This is a genomic window from Sphingomonas sp. GM_Shp_2 (assembly GCF_026540875.1).
Classification (GTDB): Bacteria; Pseudomonadota; Alphaproteobacteria; order Sphingomonadales; family Sphingomonadaceae; genus Sphingomonas; species Sphingomonas carotinifaciens.
The window spans coordinates 23,251-42,614 of sequence record NZ_JALNUQ010000007.1 but is presented as its reverse complement, the minus strand read 5'-3'; the positions used below and the strand labels follow the sequence as shown (position 1 = coordinate 42,614).

The 19,364-nt window shown below is 68.7% G+C and carries 17 protein-coding genes and 1 tRNA gene; 8 read left to right on the top strand and 10 right to left on the bottom strand.

The window, feature by feature from the left end; genetic code table 11:
* Positions 1 to 72: 72 nt before the first annotated feature.
* From OXR08_RS04125 to OXR08_RS04110, 4 genes are all read right to left on the bottom strand, one after another.
* Entirely contained in the window at positions 73 to 1,206 is a 1,134-nt protein-coding gene (locus OXR08_RS04125; protein WP_267347913.1) for a GNAT family N-acetyltransferase, read from the bottom strand.
* A 63-nt stretch (positions 1,207 to 1,269) separates the two neighbouring features.
* On the bottom strand, positions 1,270 to 1,731 hold the full coding sequence (locus OXR08_RS04120) for a RidA family protein (RefSeq protein ID WP_267347911.1): 462 nt from the start codon (positions 1,729 to 1,731) through the stop codon (positions 1,270 to 1,272).
* A gap of 303 nt (positions 1,732 to 2,034) precedes the next feature.
* The gene (locus OXR08_RS04115) at positions 2,035 to 2,658 is read right to left on the bottom strand and encodes an HAD family hydrolase (RefSeq protein ID WP_267347909.1); all 624 of its coding nucleotides are present in this window, start codon (positions 2,656 to 2,658) and stop codon (positions 2,035 to 2,037) included.
* A complete protein-coding gene (locus OXR08_RS04110; RefSeq protein WP_112383731.1) occupies positions 2,655 to 2,927 on the bottom strand; it encodes a DUF3572 domain-containing protein in 273 nt (90 codons plus the stop codon). Before OXR08_RS04110 ends, OXR08_RS04115 begins: the two co-directional genes overlap by 4 nt.
* A 39-nt stretch (positions 2,928 to 2,966) precedes the next feature.
* Here OXR08_RS04110 and OXR08_RS04105 point away from each other — a divergent pair, with 39 nt between their 5' ends.
* Positions 2,967 to 3,329, top strand: coding sequence for a response regulator (locus OXR08_RS04105; RefSeq protein ID WP_112383730.1), 363 nt, complete (start codon positions 2,967 to 2,969; stop codon positions 3,327 to 3,329).
* 276 nt (positions 3,330 to 3,605) lie between these two features.
* On the opposite strand, the gene OXR08_RS04100 is transcribed toward OXR08_RS04105, so the two are convergent.
* Both OXR08_RS04100 and OXR08_RS04095 read right to left on the bottom strand, forming a co-directional pair.
* Complete coding sequence (locus OXR08_RS04100) at positions 3,606 to 4,280, bottom strand: RlmE family RNA methyltransferase (protein ID WP_267347904.1); 675 nt, start codon at positions 4,278 to 4,280, stop codon at positions 3,606 to 3,608.
* The gene (locus tag OXR08_RS04095) at positions 4,277 to 5,335 is read right to left on the bottom strand and encodes a Ppx/GppA phosphatase family protein (RefSeq protein ID WP_112383728.1); all 1,059 of its coding nucleotides are present in this window, start codon (positions 5,333 to 5,335) and stop codon (positions 4,277 to 4,279) included. The genes OXR08_RS04100 and OXR08_RS04095 overlap by 4 nt, the downstream gene beginning before the upstream one ends.
* A gap of 159 nt (positions 5,336 to 5,494) precedes the next feature.
* Between OXR08_RS04095 and OXR08_RS04090 the strand changes: the two genes are divergently transcribed.
* A tRNA-Gln gene (locus OXR08_RS04090) sits at positions 5,495 to 5,568 on the top strand.
* A gap of 192 nt (positions 5,569 to 5,760) precedes the next feature.
* On the opposite strand, the gene OXR08_RS04085 is transcribed toward OXR08_RS04090, so the two are convergent.
* The 3 genes from OXR08_RS04085 to OXR08_RS04075 all read right to left on the bottom strand — a co-directional run bounded on the left by OXR08_RS04085 (position 5,761) and on the right by OXR08_RS04075 (position 10,985).
* Complete coding sequence (locus tag OXR08_RS04085) at positions 5,761 to 7,563, bottom strand: methyl-accepting chemotaxis protein (protein WP_267347901.1); 1,803 nt, start codon at positions 7,561 to 7,563, stop codon at positions 5,761 to 5,763.
* Between the two features lie 84 nt (positions 7,564 to 7,647).
* A complete protein-coding gene (gene mdoH / locus OXR08_RS04080) occupies positions 7,648 to 9,477 on the bottom strand; it encodes a glucans biosynthesis glucosyltransferase MdoH (RefSeq protein ID WP_267347899.1) in 1,830 nt (609 codons plus the stop codon).
* The gene (locus tag OXR08_RS04075) at positions 9,474 to 10,985 is read right to left on the bottom strand and encodes a glucan biosynthesis protein (RefSeq protein WP_267347897.1); all 1,512 of its coding nucleotides are present in this window, start codon (positions 10,983 to 10,985) and stop codon (positions 9,474 to 9,476) included. The genes mdoH and OXR08_RS04075 overlap by 4 nt, the downstream gene beginning before the upstream one ends.
* 278 nt (positions 10,986 to 11,263) lie before the next feature.
* On the opposite strand from OXR08_RS04075, the gene OXR08_RS04070 reads away from it, so the two are divergent.
* Positions 11,264 to 14,137 carry a TonB-dependent receptor gene (locus tag OXR08_RS04070; RefSeq protein WP_267347895.1) on the top strand — a complete coding sequence of 958 codons (2,874 nt, stop codon included), beginning with the start codon at positions 11,264 to 11,266 and terminating at the stop codon, positions 14,135 to 14,137.
* A 31-nt stretch (positions 14,138 to 14,168) separates the two neighbouring features.
* On the opposite strand, the gene OXR08_RS04065 is transcribed toward OXR08_RS04070, so the two are convergent.
* Positions 14,169 to 14,753, bottom strand: coding sequence for a TlpA disulfide reductase family protein (locus tag OXR08_RS04065; RefSeq protein ID WP_267347893.1), 585 nt, complete (start codon positions 14,751 to 14,753; stop codon positions 14,169 to 14,171).
* Positions 14,754 to 14,769: 16 nt separating this feature from the next.
* Here OXR08_RS04065 and argH point away from each other — a divergent pair, with 16 nt between their 5' ends.
* Genes argH through OXR08_RS04040 form a run of 5 tightly spaced genes read left to right on the top strand, consistent with a single transcriptional unit; the run spans position 14,770 to position 19,355 of the window.
* Positions 14,770 to 16,137, top strand: a complete 1,368-nt coding sequence (gene argH / locus OXR08_RS04060; protein ID WP_267348020.1) for an argininosuccinate lyase — start codon at positions 14,770 to 14,772, stop codon at positions 16,135 to 16,137.
* Entirely contained in the window at positions 16,134 to 16,370 is a 237-nt protein-coding gene (locus OXR08_RS04055; RefSeq protein WP_112383863.1) for a hypothetical protein, read from the top strand. Before argH ends, OXR08_RS04055 begins: the two co-directional genes overlap by 4 nt.
* Positions 16,370 to 17,632: a diaminopimelate decarboxylase gene (lysA, locus tag OXR08_RS04050; RefSeq protein ID WP_149682701.1), complete on the top strand. Its 1,263-nt coding sequence runs from the start codon at positions 16,370 to 16,372 to the stop codon at positions 17,630 to 17,632. Before OXR08_RS04055 ends, lysA begins: the two co-directional genes overlap by 1 nt.
* Entirely contained in the window at positions 17,629 to 18,402 is a 774-nt protein-coding gene (locus tag OXR08_RS04045; RefSeq protein WP_267347888.1) for an NAD(P)-dependent oxidoreductase, read from the top strand. The genes lysA and OXR08_RS04045 overlap by 4 nt, the downstream gene beginning before the upstream one ends.
* A complete protein-coding gene (locus OXR08_RS04040) occupies positions 18,399 to 19,355 on the top strand; it encodes a zinc transporter ZntB (RefSeq protein WP_267347886.1) in 957 nt (318 codons plus the stop codon). Before OXR08_RS04045 ends, OXR08_RS04040 begins: the two co-directional genes overlap by 4 nt.
* The last annotated feature ends 9 nt before the right edge of the window (positions 19,356 to 19,364 follow it).

Here is a 19,364-nt window from a genome sequence, read left to right as displayed (position 1 = left end):
TCAAGGCATCCGGCGAGGTCGACTCAATCTCTACTCGACACGAACGGGCAGGGTAGAGTGCCCGGTCGGCGCTCACCCCTCGCGTCGGAACGGCGTCAGTTCGTCCAGATACTCCGCCTCCGCCGCCACCGCGTCACGCTCCATCGCGAGGAAGTCGGCGACCGCGCGGCGGAACGAGGCGTTGGGGATGTAGTGCGCCGAATAGGTCGGCACCGGGGCATAGCCGCGCGCCAGCTTGTGTTCGCCCTGCGCGCCGGCTTCCACCGTCTTCAGCCCGCGTGCGATGGCGGCGTCGATCGCCTGATAATAGCAAAGCTCGAAATGGAGGAACGGCACCTCCTCCACCGCGCCCCAATAGCGGCCGTAAAGCGTATCGCCGCCGATCAGGTTCAGCGCGCCCGCGATCGGGTGGCCGTCACGCTCGGCCAGGATCAGCAGCACACGGTCGCCCATCGTCTCGCTCAACCGCGCGAAAAAGGCGCGGGTGAGATAGGGGCGGCCCCATTTGCGGCTGCCCGTATCCTGATAGAAGGTCCAGAACGCGTCCCAGTGTCGGGGGGTGATCTCCGCGCCGGTCAGGTGGCGGATCGTCAGCCCCTCGACCGCGGCGGCGCGCTCCTTGCGGATCGCCTTGCGCTTGCGGCTGGCAAGGGCGCCGAGAAAATCGTCGAACGACGCGTACCCGTCGTTGGTCCAGTGGAATTGCGTGCCGTGGCGGATCAGCCAGCCGGCCGCCTCGAACAGAGGTACCTGATCGGGCGCGACAAAGGTGACATGGCCGGAGGACAGCCCGTTGCCGTCCACCACGCTTTCCAGCGCGCCGATCAAGGCAGACCCGAGTGCAGGATCGCGCAACAGCAGACGGGGGCCGGGCACGGGCGAGAAGGGGGCGGCGACCTGAAGCTTGGGATAATAGTCCCCGCCGGCGCGCTCCCAGGCATCCGCCCAGGCATGGTCGAAGACATATTCGCCCTGGCTGTGCGCCTTGGCATAGGCGGGGGCGACCGCCGCCGGGCGGCCGTCGGCGCCGTCGATGACGATGGGCAGGGGTTGCCAGCCGGTGCGGCCACCGACGCTGCCCGATGTTTCCAGCGCGGCAAGAAAGGCGTGGCCGACGAACGGATTGCCGTCGCCCGCGCATGCGTCCCAATCGGCGGCGGGGATGCTCGCCACGCCATCGGCGAGGCGCGCGGTGATCGCCGTCAAGCCGGCCGTCCTTCGCACTCGGTCATGACACCGATATGCGAAGGGCGATCCGGCTGCGCAAGATCAGCCGATCTGGACGATCGCGTCGACCTCGACCGCGGCGCCGAGCGGCAGCACCGGCACGCCGACCGCGGAGCGGGCATGCTTGCCCGCCTCGCCGAACACGTCGGCCATCAGCTCGGAGGCGCCGTTGGCGACCTTGGGCTGGTCGGTGAAGGTCGCCGCGGAGTTCACGAACACGCCCAGCTTCACGATGCGGGTGACGCGCGACAGGTCGCCGACATGCTTCTTGATCTGCGCGAGCAGCATCAGCCCGCACAGGCGCGCGGCCTCCGTGCCGTCCTCCAGCGCGACGTCCTCGCCCAGCCGGCCGGTGACGAGCTGACCATCCTTGAACGGCAACTGGCCGGAAATGTGGAGCAGCCCGCCCGCCTCGACGACGGGAACATAGGCGGCGACGGGGGCGGCAGCCTCGGGAAGGGTGATGCCCAGTTCTTCCAGGCGGCGGTCGATATGCGTGGTCATGGGTGCGGGTTGTGGCGTGGGGGCGGCATCCGGGTCAAGGTTCCGGTTCGTGCGGCGCGGGGGTGAGGAGGGGGATTCACGCGAAGACGCGAAGACGCGAAGGGTAGAAGAAGGGGATTCACGCGAAGACGCGGAGACGCGGAGAGTTGTGCTTAGGGCCGCGTCTCGCGCCAGCGAGAGCCTTTATCATCCTGCTTCCCAAGCAAGAGCCGCCCCCGGCGGCTCGGGAGAATGCCGTCGGCGGAACTCTCCGCGTCTCCGCGTGAACAAATCATCTTCGCGTCTTCGCGTCTTCGCGTGAACTCAAACAGCCGCCCGACCCGCCGCGAATCGCTCGCCGATCCACACCACCGCCTCCCGCCAGTCATCGATTCGCGCGTGCGCGTCGGGTGCGGGCGGGACGTGCGACGCCATTTCCGGCTCGGAGATCATGTGCAGCCGGTGCACGCCCGGCGCGTGTTTCGCGACGGAGGCGTGATGCACCGCGAGATCGTCGACGAAGACGGTGACCGGGTTGCCATGTTCGGCCACCAGCCGCGCAACGGGTTCGCCCTTGCCACCGGTGTTGCACTGGACACGGTGGTCGATGCCGAAGGCGGACAATTGGGCCAGGCGCGGCGCCTGGCATTCGTCCTGCAGGTTGGTCAGGATGACGATGTCGGCCTGCTCCGCCAGCGTCGCCAGCGCCTCGGCAGCGTGGGGCACCAGTGTCTGGCGGTGCATTTCGCTGGGGAAGAAGCCGCCGAGCAACTGCCACATCTCGGCCTGGGACGGCGGGGCGCTGCCGTCGCGGCGGGTCATCGCGGTGGCGAAGTCATGATGGCCGACGGCGAAGTCGATCGCGTGCTGCTCGCCCAGCCAGTCGCGGAAATGACGCACCATGTGGAGCAATACTTCATCGCAGTCGCAGATCAGTAGCGGTTTCATCGGAACTCCAGCAGGGTCAGCGCGCGGGCCAATGCTTCGGGGCGTATGTCCAGCGCATCGGCACAGGCGATCAGGTCGGGTTCGTGCGCGGCAAGGAAGCCGAGCACGGCCGCCAGCACCGCCCGGTCGCCCGCGCGGGCGCGCAGGTCGGCGGGTGTCAGCCCGGTCGTGGCGAGCAGGCGTTCGGCCCGCTCCTGCTGCCCGAGCGTCCAGACGAGGGCATGGAGCGCCAGCGCCTCTGCGTCATCGATTGTGTCGGGTTCGGCCATTGCCTATCACCCCATTTTGGAAAGGACTCGAGGACCCGCGTGGCAAGAAAGGTGCTCGTTGTCGAGGACAACGAACTCAATTTGAAGCTGTTCTGCGACCTGCTGCGCGCGCACGACTTCGTGGCGGAGCCGGTACGCGACGGGCGCGAGGCGGTGGCGCGCGCGCGCGCGGTGCGGCCCGACCTGATCATCATGGACATCCAGATGCCGCACGTCACCGGCTACGACCTGATCCTGGAATTGAAGGCGGACGAGGATCTGCGCCGGATCCCGGTGATGGCCGTCACCGCCTATGCCGGCCGCGAGGACGAGGAACGCATCCGCGCGGCGGGCGCGGATGCCTACGTGTCCAAGCCGATCAGCCTGGCGCGATTCATCGATGCGGTAACGGCGCTGCTGTAGGACCGGCGCCGCAGGCCGTCTTACTCATACCGGACGAGGCAGGTTCTTGAATGGAACGAGTCCCGGACGGTGCGGCAGGCAAAACCTCTTTGCGTCTTCGCGTCTTCGCGTGAGTTCAATCTTCGAACCGCCATCCACCTGGTGAGTGCCGGTCGTGATGTTCACGCGAAGCCGCGAAGACGCGAAGAGGGCGCGCGGGCGGGGAAGCCTTGGACCACAGCAACAGCGGCCCTTGCATGATTTCGCTGACGCGAAAGGCTCTGCGCCTGCGTGCCCTCAATCCTCGCCGCGGCGGCCCTTGAAGCCTTGCGCGACGACGAACCATTCCACCGACCCTTTGCGGCTGGAGGGCGGCTTGGCGTGCTTTACCGTGGCGAAATGGCGCTTCATCTCGGCGACGAACTGCGAATCGGCGCCGCCGGCGAACACCTTGGCGACAAAGGCGCCGCCCGGTGCCAGCACGTCCTGCACGAAGGCGAAGGCGGTTTCCACCAGGCCCATGGTGCGCAGCGCATCGGTCTGGGGATGGCCGACGGTGTTGGCCGCCATGTCCGACAGGATCAGGTCGGGCGCGCCGCCCAGCGCCTCCATCAGCCGGTCGGGTGCGGCATCGTCCATAAAGTCCATCTGGAAGATTTCGACACCGTCGATCGGGTCGACGGGCAGCAGGTCGATGCCCACCACCCTGGCGCCCGGCACCTTGCGGCGGACCACCTGCGTCCAGCCGCCGGGGGCAATGCCCAGGTCGATGACGCGCTTCGATCCCTTCAACAGTCCGAATCGCTCGTCCAGTTCGATCAGCTTGTAGGCGGCGCGGCTGCGATACCCCTCCGCCTTGGCGCGGCGGACATAGGGGTCGTTCAACTGCCGCTCCAGCCAGCGGGTCGATTGCGCGGTGCGGCCACGCGCGGTGCGCACCCGCTGGCGCAGGCCGTTGTCGCCGCGACTCATGCGCGCGCGCTCTGGGGCGGGGGGCTGCCCATCAGGCGGCGCAATATGCCCTCGCGAATGCCGCGATCGGCGATCCCCAGCCGTTCGGCCGGCCACAAATCCATGATCGTCTCCAGAATGGCGCAGCCGGCCACCACCAGGTCGGCGCGTTCGGTACCGATGCACGGCACCTTGGCGCGCTGGCCAAGCGATTGGCGCGAAAGCTGCGCGCTGATGGTGCGCATCGCGGCGGCGGGCACGATCAGCCCGTCCACCGCGGCGCGGTCATATTGGCTGAGGCCCAGATGGACGCTGCCCAGCGTCGTCACCGTGCCGCTGGTACCCAGCAGGCGGGGATTGCGCAGGTTGCGCGGCAGGCGGCTGGCGAACCCTGCGAAACTGTCCGCCACCAGCCCGCGCATCCGCGCATAGGCGGCGAGCCGCCCCTCCTCGCCCTCGCCACCGCCTGCGCTTTCGGTCAGCGAGACGACCCCCCAGGGCGCCGAATGCCAGTCGAGCACCTTGGGAACGGGGCTGCGCGTATCGACCAGTACGAGTTCGGTCGAGCCGCCGCCGATGTCGAAGACCAGCGCGGGATCCTCGCCCGGTTCGATCAGCGCATGGCAGCCGAGCACGGCCAGCCGCGCCTCCTCCTCGGCGGAAATGATGTCGAGATGGATGCCGGTTTCCTCCAACGCGCGGGCGATGAAGGCAGGGCCGTTCGACGCGCGCCGGCACGCCTCGGTCGCGACCGAGCGCGCCAGCGTGACATTGCGGCGCTTCAGCTTGTCGGCGCAGACGCGCAGGGCCGCGATCGTCCGTTCGATCGCCGCGTCCGACAGCTGGCCGCTGGTCGCCAGTCCCTCACCCAGCCGCACGATTCGCGAAAAGGCATCGACCACGGCAAAGCCGCCGCCCTGTGGCCGCGCGATCAGCAGCCGGCAATTATTGGTCCCCAGGTCCAGCGCGGCAAAGGCCTGCGCATCCGACCACCGCCCTCGGGCGGGGCGGGTCGGGGCCGAACGGGCAGGCGGCTTGGCCTGCCGGTACGGCCTTCGGGCGGAAACATCCCCCATCGCCGTATCTCACTTTTTCTGTTCTGCCGTCGCGGGCATGATCGCCCGTCCGGTGCTTGGCATGGAACGTAGCGTGTCCCCCCCGCTCCGACAAGACGATGCCATGCATGAAGCTGTTGACAGTCCACCCCCGCCAGCCTAGAGGCACGCGCCTGTCGTTGCCCCGTCGTCTAAAGGTAAGACTACGGACTCTGACTCCGTCAATTGAGGTTCGAATCCTCACGGGGCATCCAGACACATCCATCCACCTGCCGCATTGCCGACACGGATCGCAGGATTCGCGCAGGCGGCGTGGTGCCTTTTCGCATGTCGCGCGTTTCGGGGTGATGAGGCGAGCTTCCGCACGTCCTCAACGCCCCGCTCAGGCTTGTGTCACTACGGATTGAGCGGGGCGTCCCTTTCCAGTCGCCCCCCCCGTTTCCGGGTCAGAAGCGCGACCAGTCATCCTCTTCCACGGCCAAGGCCGCCGCGCCGGTCCGGATACGCCGCGCCGGGGCGGATGCGACGCGGCTCTGCAGGGCATGGACCGGGCTGGCCGGCGCTTGTGCCGGCGGCGTCTCGCCGATCCGGAAGCGGGCGATATGCTGCATCAGCAATTCGGTCTCGCCGGCCAGGCTGCGGGCGGCGGCGGTGGCTTCCTCCACCATGGCGGCGTTCTGCTGGGTCACGCCGTCCATGTCGCTCACCGCGGTGCTGATCTGGCGCAGGCCCGACGCCTGCTGCCCGGAGGCGACGCGGATCGAGGATACGAGTGTGCCGACCTCCGCGATCCGCGTGGCGATGCGGCCGAGCGCCGCGCCCGTTTCGCCAACAAGGCCGACGCCGGCCTCGACCTGTTCGGAACTGGCCTGGATGCGTGCCTTCACGTCCTTGGCCGCTTCCGCCGAGCGCTGGGCGAGCGCGCGGACTTCGGAGGCGACGACGGCGAACCCCTTGCCCGCATCGCCGGCCCGCGCCGCCTCCACCCCGGCGTTGAGCGCCAGCAGGTTGGTCTGGAAGGCGATGCCGTCGATGACGCTGATGATCTCGACGATCTCGCTGGACGACCGCTCGATGCCGCCCATCGCCTCCACCGTGCGGCGCACGATCTCACCGGACTGCTCGGCTTCGGCACTGGCCTGCTCGACGCTTTGATGGGCCTGCGCGGCATCGTCCGCGGTGCGGCCGACGGTGGCGGTGATCTCCGCCATCGCCGCGGCCGTTTCCTCCAGGCTGGCGGCCTGTTGTTCGGTGCGCTGCGACAGGTCGCCCGAGGCATGGCGTATCTCGCTGGAGCCATGGGCGATGCTGCCCGCCGCGCTGCCGACCTGGGTCATGGTCGCCTGAAGCGCGGCGAGCGCGGTGTTGAAATCATTCTTCAGCTTGGCAAACGGGCCGGCAAGGTCGGCATCCACCCGCGACACCAGATCGCCCCGCGCCAGGCCGGCCAGCCGCTCGCCGATGCTGGCGACGATCAGGGCTTCCTGATCCTGCTTCGCCCGCTCGGCACCCGCCAGCTGATCGCGGAAGGTCGCCATGGCGCGGGCCATCTGCCCCACCTCGTCCGCCCGCTCGACCTGCGGCACCGTCAGGTCGGTGCGCCCTGCGGCAAGCGTTTCCATCGTTTGGCGCAACTGGTGCAGGGGTGCCACGACGCTGCGCCGCGTGATGACGAGGCCCGCGGCGAGACCCGCGATCGCGAGCAGCGCGGTGGCAACGAGCAGGACGAGGCGCGACCAGCTGGCCTCCGCATCCGCCGCGGCGCGCAGCGTGGTCACCTGTTCGCCGAGTGCGTCGATCTGCGCCTCGGCAATGGTCGATGCGGCGCGCTCGACCGGGCGCACCTCCAGACGAAACGCCTGGAACGCGCCTGCCCGGTCACCGGCATCGGCGCGGGCTGCGACGCGCGCCAGATCGGCGACGAGTGCGCGTTGCCGGGTGAAATAGGCGGCGGGGATCGCGGCGGCGCGCAGTTCCGCCTCCCGCGCGTTCAGTTGCGTGACCAGCGCATCGCGGCGCTTCTCGAAACGGCCGCGGATCGCGGCCAGCTCGCTGGCATCGGGTTCGGTGACGAGGTTCAGGGCATCGCGTTGCAGCGCACGGCTGAGCGAACGCTGCTCCGCCAGCGCGAGCATCCGGTCCTGCGCACCGCGGGCTGCATCGTTGGCGCGCGACACCTGCCGCTGTCCGTGCAGCATGACGCCGGCCAGCAGCATCAGCAGCGCCAGCGACACCACCAGCGGCGCCATCAACCTGGCGGTGACACTGCGCTGTAACATTTCCACCCGACTTTCCCGTAGCTTGATCTGAGGCAAGCTATGGAAGGTGCGGCGTTAGCGAACCGCTAACGAAGGGGAAGCGGTGGCCGGCTGCAACGTCTCGTCGGCGAGCGGCGTGGCCGGCACCCGGAACACGCCGCGGGCCGCCAGCCGGTCGCCCGGTCGCCGTCGCGCGGTCCACATCGCCAGCCAGGGGGCGAGCAACAGGCCGATGGTGACCGGCGACAACCACCAGCCCAGCATCGGGCGCAGCAACGACACCGCGACCAGCACCAGCCCGATCCCCAGATGCCAGCGATAGCGGGGAAGCGCGTCCGCCAGCGCCAGGCCGTCGCGCACCCGGCTTTGCGGGGCCCAGCCCGACTTCCTGCCGCGCAGGATGGCGATCAGGTCGATGGTCTGGGTGAGTGCGATGACCGGGGCGGTGAGGATCGACAAGGGCACGTCCAGCGCGACCGATTTCAGGATGCCGCCTGCGCCACCGTAGCTGGCCCGGCGTTCCCGGTTCGCCATCGCCCAGATCACGCTCATCAGCTTGGGGCCGAACAGCAGCGCCAGCGTCGTCACCAGCACCTGTGCGGAGGTGGCCGCCCGTACCGACCCGCCGCCTTCCGACAGGTCGAGCGCGATCGAGGTGGCGATCAGGATCAGCCAGGCCGGCGAGGTGAGATAGGCCGAGGCACCGATCAGCAGTTGCAGCCGGCTGATCCAGTGGAAGCCGGAACTGCCGAGGACGCCCAGATGCTGGATATTGCCCTGCGCCCAGCGACGGTCGCGCACGGCCTGATCGATCAGCGTGGGGGGATATTCCTCGAACGTGTCCTCCACCATGATCATGTGGACACGCCAGCCACGGCGGCGCAGCAGGGCGGCCTCCACCATGTCGTGGCTCATGATCGTGCCGCCGAACGGGGGGTTGCCGGGGAGTTCGGGGAGGCCGCAGGACGAGGCGAAGGCCGAGGTGCGGATCAGGGCGTTGTGCCCCCAGAAGGTCGCTTCCGAGCCGGACCACCAGACGAGGCCGGCGGTGGAGATGGGGCCGTACAGGCGGCTGGCGAACTGCATCCAGCGCTGGAACAGCGTGGTCGCGCCGATCACCATCGGCACGGTCTGGATCAGGCCGATGGAGGGGCGCTGTTCCATGATCTGCGCCATCGCCACCATGGTGTCGCCGCCCATCAGGCTGTCCGCGTCGAGCATCATCATATGGTCGAAGGCACCGCCATGCGCGCGGATCCATTCGGCCACGTTGCCGGGCTTGCGACCGGTATTTTCGGTACGGCGGCGATAGTAAAGCGGCACGCGCAGGCGCGGGGCGAGGGCGGCCCAGGCGGCACGCTCCTCCGCTTCCGCCGCTTCGCCCGAGTCGCTGAGCACGAAGATGGCGAAATGATCGCCCTGGCCGGTCCGCTCCAGCATCGCGCCCATGCGCGCGATCCGGTCGAACACCGCATCCACATCCTCGTTATGCACCGGGATCAGTACCGCGGTGCAGCCGGTGAGGGGGGCATCGGTGCGGGGTGCGCGAGTGGTGCCGGGATGTGCGCCCGACATGAGCAGCCAGAAGCCGACCGCGGCGGTGACGAAGCCGAAGGCGATCCAGGCGAACAGCGGAAAGAACAACAGGAGGAGGAGCGCGTCGCCGATGCTGAATCCGTCGGAGAGCAGCGATTCCTCCACCGATCCCGCGGCGGCGGTGGCCAGCAGGCCGGTGACCAGCACCAGCAGCACGCGGCGCACCAGAATGTCCTCGGGCGCGATCGCCAGTCCCGGCCGGGGCAGCGGCGCGGTGATCGGCGGCGGTGCACCGTCGAACCGCTGGACGGGCATGTCCAGCGGTGCCGGTGGCGGCATGATCGGCGGAAGCGCGGCGGCGCTGCTCACGGCAGGAAGACGGGGAACAGCACCGTCTCGCTCAGCGCGGTGTTGCCGCGCTTCAGGAACAGGCGGACATCGGCGGGGCCGCTCCCTTCCGGTGCGATATCGGCGGTGACACGCCAGCGATTGGCCTGGCCGACGACCGGATAGGCGGCGCTGGTCAGCAGCCGGCCGCGCGCCACGCCGATTTCCGCCGAAACGCCGCTTTGCCGATCGAGCCCGGCAAGACCCGCGCCGACAAAGTCGACGACCAGCTTGCGCGCGCCCGGCGTCGGCTCGGCACCCGGGCGACCGGCGTCACCGGTCCAGCTATCCACCGCATGCGCAGTGGTCGGCAGCGACGGGTCCTGCGATCCCCAGCGCAGCCGATAGTCGAAGGCAAGGCGCTGCCCGGCCCTGGGCGCGGCGGCCGGCGTCCAGAAGGCGACGATGTTGTCCACCGTCTCGCTGCCCGTCGGGAAGGCATAGAGCATCACCTGCCCCTTGCCCCATCCTTGGCCGGGTTCGACCCACAGGTTCGGCCGGCGATCGTAAAAGGCGCCGTCATCCTGGTAATGATCGAAGTCGCGGTCACGCTGGATCAGGCCGAAGCCCTTGGGGTTCTGGTCGGCGAAGCTGTCCAGTGTTTCGCGAGGCGGGTTGGTCAGCGGGCGCCAGATGCGCTCGCCCGCGCCCGTCCAGATGGCGAGGCCGTCGGAGTCGTGGATCTCGGGGCGCCAGTCCCTGGCGGCGGCGCGATTGCCCTCGCCATACCAGAACATGCTGGTGGCCGGCGCGATCCCCAGCCGGCGGACGTCGCGGCGGAAGAACAGCACCGCGGACACCTGCTGCACCGTGCCGCCCGACACACCCGGCGTGAAGGCGGTGGCGAAGCGGTACGCGCCGGTGACGCTGGGGCCGTCGAGCAGCGCATGGATCAGATAGGATTGCTCGCCGGTCCGCTCGATCCAGAATTCGGTAAAGGCGGGAAACTCCTCGGCGCCGGCGATGCCGGTATCGATCGCCAGCCCGCGTGCGGACAGGCCATATTGATCCTGCGCGCCCGACGCGCGGAAATAGGATGCGCCCTGAAAGGCGATCCAGTCGCTCTTGCCGTCCTTTGTCACCGCGCGGAAACCGGCGATGCCGAGCGCGGGGGCATGACCCGCCTCCGCCTCGAACAGGTCGGGGGAGAAGGTGAGGGGGCGGGCCTGTCCGCCTTCGACGATGTTGATGCCGACCGGCGTGGGGGCGTAGCGACCGAGCGGGAACAGGCGGATGCCCCCCGCCAGTTGCCGATCCGCACGGTAGCGAATCGCGCCGACACGGTCGTAATCCACCGCCTCGGCCGCCGCGACCTTGGGCACGGCGCGGTAGGGCTGGCGCGACAAGGCTTGGGCGCGTTGTTGCAGCGCAGCCCAGTCGAAGGGCCTGGGCGCGCCCAGCGCGGCGGCACCCTGCGACAGCGCTGCGCGGGGCAGCAGCCCCAGTGCGACGGCACCCGCCAGCATCGCACGCCTTGTCGGATCGATCATGTCACCTCCCGGCCATTCGAGCCGCCGTCATGCGCGGCGACCCGGGTCAAGGCACGTCTTTCGCGCCGAGTTCATGCTGCAACGCGGCGATCGGAGAAGGGTTTCGTTTCGCCGACGTGATGGGACGGCCGAACGCCCCTAAGCCCTAATACCGTATAATATATTTGACAGACGATTTTTAACGGAGGATGTTCGCAACATAAAAAACAAGGGGGTTTCAAATGTGTAAGAAGATGTCTTGGAACGGCAGTTCGGCATTGGCTCTCATCCTCATGGGAATGAGTCCGAATATCGCGCTTGCGCAGCAGTCCAGCGCGCCCCCGGCCGAAGAGGCGCAGGCGGTACCCGAGGCGGCGACCGTCTCGGACGAGCAGCAGAGCGGCGAGGCGATCGTGGTGACGGGCACGCGCATCCGGCGACCGAACCTGACCAGCAACAGCCCGCTGACCTCCGTCGATGCCGCCGAAATCCGCTACCAGGGTGCGGTCGGGGTCGAGAACGTGCTGAACCGCCTGCCGCAGGTGACGCCGGATTCGAACGAGAACGGATCCAACGGGTCGGACGGCACCGCGCGGGTCAACCTGCGCAACCTGGGCTCCACCCGCAACCTCGTGCTGGTCAACGGCCAGCGTCTGTTGCCGGTGCAGGCCAACGACCTGAACTTCCTGCCGTCCTTCCTGGTACAGCGTGTCGACGTCGTTACCGGTGGCGCATCGGCGGTGTATGGCTCGGACGCGATTTCGGGCGTCGTGAACTTCATCCTGCGCGACAATCTGAACGGCATCCGCGCCGACGTGCAGTACGGATTGGCCGTTCACGAGAACAACAACGAGTTCATCCGCGGCATCCAGCGGCAGGCGGGCTTCCGCCTGTCCAATCGCAATGTCGCCGATGGGCAGAAGCTGGATGCCAACATCGCGTTCGGGGCGGAGATGGGCGACGGGCGCGGCAACGTCACCGCCTATTTCGGCTACCGCGATTACAAGCCGATCACGCAAGGCACGCGCGACGTATCCTCCTGCGCGCTCAACGCCGCAGGCGACCGGGGCAGCACGGTATCGTGCGGCGGATCGAGCAACAACGAATTCGGCCTGTTCAATCCGCAGACCGGCCCCAGTCGCGGTCTGTTGCTCAACAACACCAAGGACGGCAACAAGACCTGGGTGCCCTATGGCCCGACCTTCCTCTACAATTATGCGCCGCTGAACTATTTCCAGCGGTCCGACGTGCGCTACACCGCCGGCGCGTTCGCCAAATATGAGGTGACCGATTACGCCGAAGTCTATGGCAGCGCGATGTTCATGGACGACCACACCTTTTCGCAGGTGGCGCCGTCGGCGTTGTTCCAGGGCTTCACCTACCGCGTGAACTGCGACAATCCGCTGCTCAGCGCGCAGCAATATGGCCTGCTGTGCGGCGCGGCGCCCGGCTCCACCGCGACGCAGGACCTGTTCGTCGGCTATCGCCCCGTCGCGGGCAACGCCCGGCCGCGGCGCGACGATCTGCGCCATACCGACTACCGCTTCACCGGCGGGGTGCGCGGCGAGATTGCCGAAGGGCTGCGCTACGACGTGAATGCGCTCCATTCGGTGGTGCTGTTCAACGAAACCTACCAGAACGACATCGACCCGGCGCGCGCCAATCGCGGGCTTCAGGTGGTGAACGTGAACGGCGTGCCGACCTGCAAGTCGGTGATCGACGGCACCGACCCGAACTGCGTGCCGCTGGACGTGTTCCGCTACAACGGGATCAGCGACGCGGCATTCAGCTATATCTATGCGCCGACCTCGACCGAGGGGGTCGACAAGGAAACGGTGCTGAACGCCAATATCAGCGCGGACCTGGGCACCTACGGCATCCGGTCGCCCTGGTCGTCGCAGGGTGTCGGCTTCGTGCTGGGCATCGAGCATCGTCGCGAGAGCCTGCGCTTCACCGCCGATGCGCTGGCGCAGCAAAAGGGGACGCTCAACTCGCAAGGCGCGTTCAACGTGACCGAACTGTTCACCGAAATCGAGGTGCCGATCCTGTCCGACGTGCCGTTCGCCAAGGAACTGGTGATCAACGGCGGTTATCGCCTGTCCAACTACAGCAACCTGTCCAAGGCGGTATCGACCTACAAGGGCGAGGTGTCCTGGGCGCCGATCAGCGATATCCGCCTGCGCGGCAGCTACAACCGCGCGATCCGCGCGCCCAACATCTCCGAACTGTTCGGGCCGCAGATCCGCGGCAACGTGATCGCGCAGGACGGCTGCGCCGGCGCTACCCCCACCGCCTCGCGCGATGTGTGTCGCCTGACCGGCCTGCCCGATGCGCTCTATGGACAGGTGTCGGAATGCCCGACCGACTTCTGCACGGGCCTGTCCGGTGGCAATCTGGCGCTGAAGCCGGAAACGGCGGACACCTATACCGCGGGCGTGGTGCTCAACCCCGGCTTCCTGAAGCGGCTGACGCTGACCGTCGATTATTTCAACATCAAGGTGCGCGATTATATCGGCATCGTCGCGCCCGCGCTGACCACCGAGCAGTGTTTCGAGAACGCCAACCCGTTCTTCTGCGCGCTCATCACTCGCGATCCGCGCAACGGCGTGATCTTCGGCGATGTCGGCGCGATCGCCAGCAACACGCAGAATACCGGTTCGCTGGCGACGTCGGGCATCGATATCGGCTTCAGCTTCGCACAGCCGCTGGGCTCACTGGGTGCGCTCAACCTGGATGCGCAGGGCACATGGCTCAACGAGTTGCGCACCGAGCCGCTGCCCGGACTGGAGTCCTATGACTGCAAGGGCAAGAACGGCCAGACCTGTGGACAGCCGACACCGGAATGGAAGCATCAGGCCCGCCTGACCTGGTCGGATGCGGAGCAGGTCGGCTCGATCTCGCTCAACTGGCGCTATATCGGCGGGACCACGCTCGATTCGACCGAGCCGGTGTTCAATTCGCGGATCAAGGCCTATTCCTATTTCGACCTGGCCGCGACCGCCAAGGTGCAGGACGGCATCGTCTTCCGCGCCGGCGTCAACAACCTGTTCGACAAGGACCCGCCGATCCTGGCGCTGAGCGCGCTGGGCGGGTTCAACAACGGCAACACCTATCCGGGCGTTTATGACGCGGTGGGTCGCACGGTGTTCGTCGGGCTGACGGCGGAGTTCTGATGGTGGCGCCCCGCCCCTGCGGGCGGGGCGTTCACGCCGCTTCGGCGAGCAGCTTGCGCGCCTCGGCCCCGGCCCAGTCGAAGCCGCCGGTGACGCGCCAGATCTCGCGGCCATCCGCGCCGTACAGGATCGTCGTCGGCAGGTTCGCGCCATATCCGGTGCTGAGCGCCAGCTTGGGATCGGTATAGATCTTCAGGTTGGCGAAATTCTTGCCCGCCAGGAACGGCTTCACCTTGGCGGCGCCGTCCAGGTCCTGCGACACCGCGATCACCGGCGTGGCCGCGCCGAGTCGCCCGGCGGCGGCATCCAGCGTCGGCATCTCGGCGACGCAGGGCGCGCACCAGGTCGCCCACAGATTGACCAGCACCGGCTTGCCCCTGAACTCGGCCAGGCTGGCGGGCTTGCCGTCCAGCGTCTGGAAGGCGGCGGGAAGGGTGGCCTCGCCCTTGTGGCTCCGGTCGACGGTGCCGGTGGGGCGGTTCTCCGGCGCGGGTGCGGCGGTGGTCACCTCGTCGGCGGTGGGGGTGGTGGCGGCTTGCTCCGCGCTTCCGCTTTGCCTATCGCACGCCGCGATACTGAAGCCGAGGAGACAGGCGATCACGGCACGCGATACCATGGGCGGTTCCAATGCGATGTGGGGCGGGCGCTTCGCCGAAGGGCCCGCCGCGGTGATGCGCGAGATAAACGCCTCCATCCCCTTCGACAAGCGATTGTGGCGGCAGGACGTGGACGGTTCGCTGGCGCACGTGGCGATGCTGGGCAAACAGGGGATCGTCACGCCCGAGGATGCTGCCGCGATTACCGAGGGGCTGCACCGCGTCGCCGCCGATTACGAAGCGAACGGCGTCGCCGAGGACCTGACCCTCGAAGATATCCATATGCAGACCGAGGCGAAGCTGGCCGACCTGATCGGCCCGGTCGCCGGGCGGCTGCACACCGCACGGTCGCGCAACGACCAGGTCGCGACCGACTTCCGCCTGTGGGTGCGCGATGCGATCGACCAGACGCTGGCGGCGCTGGGCGGGTTGCGGGCCGCGCTGCTGGTGCGGGCCGAGGAGCATGCGGCCAGCGTGATGCCCGGTTTCACCCATCTGCAAAGCGCGCAGCCGGTGACGCTGGGGCATCACCTGATGGCCTATCATGAGATGATCGTGCGCGATGCCAGCCGCTTCGCCGATGCGCGGGCGCGGATGAACAGGTGCCCGCTGGGCGCCGCCGCACTTGCCGGCACCGGCTTCCCCATCGACCGGCACGCGACCGCGGCCGCGCTCGGCTTCGACGGGCCGACCGCCAACTCGCTCGATTCGGTCAGCGACCGGGACTTCGCGATCGATTACCTCCAGGCGGCGACCAACTGCTCGCTCCACCTGTCGCGGCTGGCCGAGGAGTTCGTGTTGTGGGCGTCGCAGCCCTTCGGCTTCGTCGCGCTTTCCGACCAATGGTCGACGGGCAGCTCGATCATGCCGCAGAAGCGCAATCCGGATGCGGCCGAGCTGGTGCGCGGGCATGCGGGCCGCATCATGGGGTGCATGACCGCGCTGATGGTGACGATGAAGGGCCTGCCGCTCGCCTATTCCAAGGACATGCAGGACGACAAGCCGCCCGTGTTCGAGGCGCACGACCTGCTGGCATTGTCGATCGCAGCGATGACCGGGATGGTGGAAAGCGCGACCTTCCGCACCGATCGCATGCGCGGCGTGGCGGAGGCGGGTTTCTCCACCGCGACCGACCTGGCCGACTGGCTGGTCCGGGTCGCCGGCCTGCCGTTCCGCGAGGCGCATCACGTCACCGGTCGCGCGGTGAAGCTGGCCGAGGACAAGGGGCTGAAGCTGGACGCGCTGGCGCTGGCGGATCTGCAGGCGATCGATGCGCGGATCGATGCGGGCGTGTATGAGGTGCTGTCGGTCGATGCCTCGGTCGCCAGCCGCACCAGCTTCGGCGGCACCGCACCGGCCAATGTGCGCGCGGCGATCGCCGCGGCACGGGGAGAACCGCGATGAAGCGCCTGCTCGTCCTCGCCACCGCGCTGGCACTCGCCGGATGCGGCGCGGCCAACCGGTTGCAGCCCGCCCCCGGCGAGTCGCTGCCCGTCGCGCCGCGCGGTGCCACCGCCACGCCGACACCGCGCCAGTTGCTGACGCCCACCACGCAGCAGCGCCCGCAACGCTCGGACGCCCTTATCCACAGTTCGGAAGCGCGCCGCGCCGACGATTTTGATTTGCCCCCCCGCTGATGGACCATTTTCACTACCGCGACGGCGAGATGTTCGCCGAGGACGTCGCCATCGCGCAGATCGCCGCGGAGGTGGGGACGCCCGTTTACGTCTATTCCGCCTCCACCTTCCGCCGGCACGCGCGCGTCTTCCGCGAAGGGTTGAGCGCGCTGCCCCGCGTCCATCTCGCCTATGCGATCAAGGCCAATCCCAATGTCGCGGTGCTGCGCGTGCTGGCCGACGAGGGATACGGCGCGGACGTGGTATCGGTCGGCGAGATGCGCCGCGCCCTCGCCGCGGGCATGAAGCCGCAGGACATCGTGTTCTCCGGCGTCGGCAAGACCCGCGCCGAGCTTGCCGCCGCGCTTGAGGCCGGGATCGGCCAGTTCAACCTGGAGCTGGAGGAGGAGGGCGTCGTCCTCGCGGCACTGGCGCACGAACGCGGCCTGACCGCGCCGGCGGTGATCCGCGTCAACCCGGACGTCGATGCCGGCACCCATGCCAAGATCTCCACCGGCCGCAAGGAGAACAAGTTCGGCGTGCCCATCGACCAGGCGCCGGGCATGTTCGACCGGCTGGCGGGGCTGCCCGGTCTCGACCTGCGCGGCGTCGCCTGCCACATCGGCAGTCAGCTGGGTGATCTGGCGCCGCTGGAGGCCGCCTATGCCCGCATCGGCGAGCTGGTCGCGGAGCTGCGCGCCGCAGGGCACGGCATCAGCCGCGTCGACCTGGGCGGTGGCCTGGGCGTTCCCTACAAGCCCGGCGACGTGATGCCAGAGCCCGCCGCGTACGGTGCGATGGTCGCACGCGTCACGCAAGGCTGGGATGTCGAGCTGATGTTCGAGCCGGGCCGCGTGATCGCGGGCAATGCCGGCGTGCTGGTCACCGAGGTGGTGTGGGTGAAGCCCGGCGTGGCGAACCCTTATGTCATCGTCGATGCGGCGATGAACGACCTTGCCCGCCCGGCGCTCTACGATGCCTATCACGATTTCGTCGCGGTCAGGCCGAACGGCGAGAAGATGACCGCGAACATCGCCGGGCCGGTGTGCGAGACGGGCGACACCTTCGCGATGAACCGCGAGATCGACAAGGTCGTGTCGGGCGATCTCGCCATCTTCCGCACCGCCGGTGCCTATGGCGCGACGATGGCGTCCACCTATAACAGCCGTCCGCTGGTGCCCGAGGTGCTGGTCGAGGGCGAACGCTATGCCGTGGTCGCCGACCGGATCGCCGCCGAGACGATCCTGTCCGCCGAGCGCGTGCCGGACTGGCTGCAAAAATGAGCCTGCACAGCCTGCCGCTGTTCGTGCGGCTGGCAGGCCGCCCGGTGATCCTGCTGGGCGAGAGCGAGCCGGCGGAGGCCAAGCGCCGGCTGCTGGAACGCGCCGGCGCGGTGGTGGTCGGGGAAGATGCCGCCGCCGCGCTCGCGATCGTCGCGATCGAGGACGAGGCGACGGCGCTTGCCGCGATCGGCCGGCTGAAGGCGCGCGGCGTGCTGGTCAATGCGGTCGACCGGCCCGATCACTGCGATTTCACCCTGCCCGCGATCGTCGAGCGTGGTGCGGTGATCGTCGCGATCGGCACCGGCGGCGTCTCCGCCGGCCTGGCGGCGGCACTGCGCCAGCGGCTGGAGATGCTGTTGCCCGCGACGCTCGGCGCGCTGGCCGAGGGGTTGCATGCGGGTCGCGCGGCGCTGCGCGCGCGCTTTCCCGATGGGGCCGCGCGGCGGCGGGCGATCGGCGCGGCGCTGGCGGCGGGCGGTGCGCTCGATCCGCTGGGCGAGGCGCCCGATGTCGCGCGCTGGCTGGCCGATCCGGCGGCCGGGATCAGCCGGCATCACGTCTTTTGCCTCGCCTCGCGCGATCCCGACGCACTGACGCTGGCACAGGCGCGGGTGCTGGCCGCCGCCGACTGCGTGTATCACCGCGCCGACGTGCCGCCCGTGATCCTCGACCGGGCGCGTGCCGATGCGCAGCGTGTCGCCTGCGACACCGCGCCCGCCGATCCGGGGGCGGGTATCACCGTCGACCTGACCATGGCGCCAGGGGCGTGACGGGGTTCGCCTACCACATCGCCGGCGACCGTGCGGCGCCGGTGCCGGTCGACCGGGCACTGGGCGGCCACGACGGGGGCCTTGTCTGGGTGCATCTGGAAACCACCGACGAGCAGGCGCAAGGCTGGCTGCGCGAGACCGCCGCGCTGTCCGATTATGTCGTCGATGCACTGACCGCGACCGAGACGCGCCCGCGCTGTGAGGCGGTGGGCCAGGGCGCCTTCGTCAACCTGCGTGGGCGCAGTCGCGAGGAACTCGACACCTCCGACCTGCTCGCCTCGGTGCGGATCTGGGCGGTGAAGGGGCATGTCTTCTCCGTCACGCGCAAGCCGCTGATCGCGGTGGGGGCGGTGGAGGAAGCGGTAAAGGCCGGCACGATCCGCGACCCCGGCGACCTCATCACCAGCTTCGCCACCGCGATCACGCAGGATCTCGACCCCGATGTCGCCAATCTCGGCGACGAACTGGACGCGTGCGAGGAACAGCTGGACGCCACGCAGATCTTTGCCCTGCGCCGCACGGTCAGCCGGGTGCGCAGCACCGCGATCGGCTACAAGCGGTTCCTCAGCCCGCAGCGCGCGGCACTGGAGAAGCTGGCGTCGCTACCCGGCGACTGGCTGGACGATGACGACCGCCTGCATCTCGCCGGCGCCGCCGACCGCGCGGCGCGCATGGCCGAGGAACTGGACGCGATCCGCGAGCGCGCCGCCCTGCTCCACGAATGGTTGAGCGACCTGCGCGCCGAACAGATCGACAGCCGCTCGCTGATCATCGCGATCGTCGCGATGGTCTTCCTGCCGCTGACCTTCATCACCGGGCTGTACGGCATGAACGTCGAAGGGCTTCCCTATGCGAAGGCACCCTGGGCGTTCGACGCGATCCTGGGCGGGTGCGCGGTGATCGCGGCGGGGATCGTCATCTACTTCGTCCAGCGCCACTGGTTCGAGCGCTAGGCGCGGCGC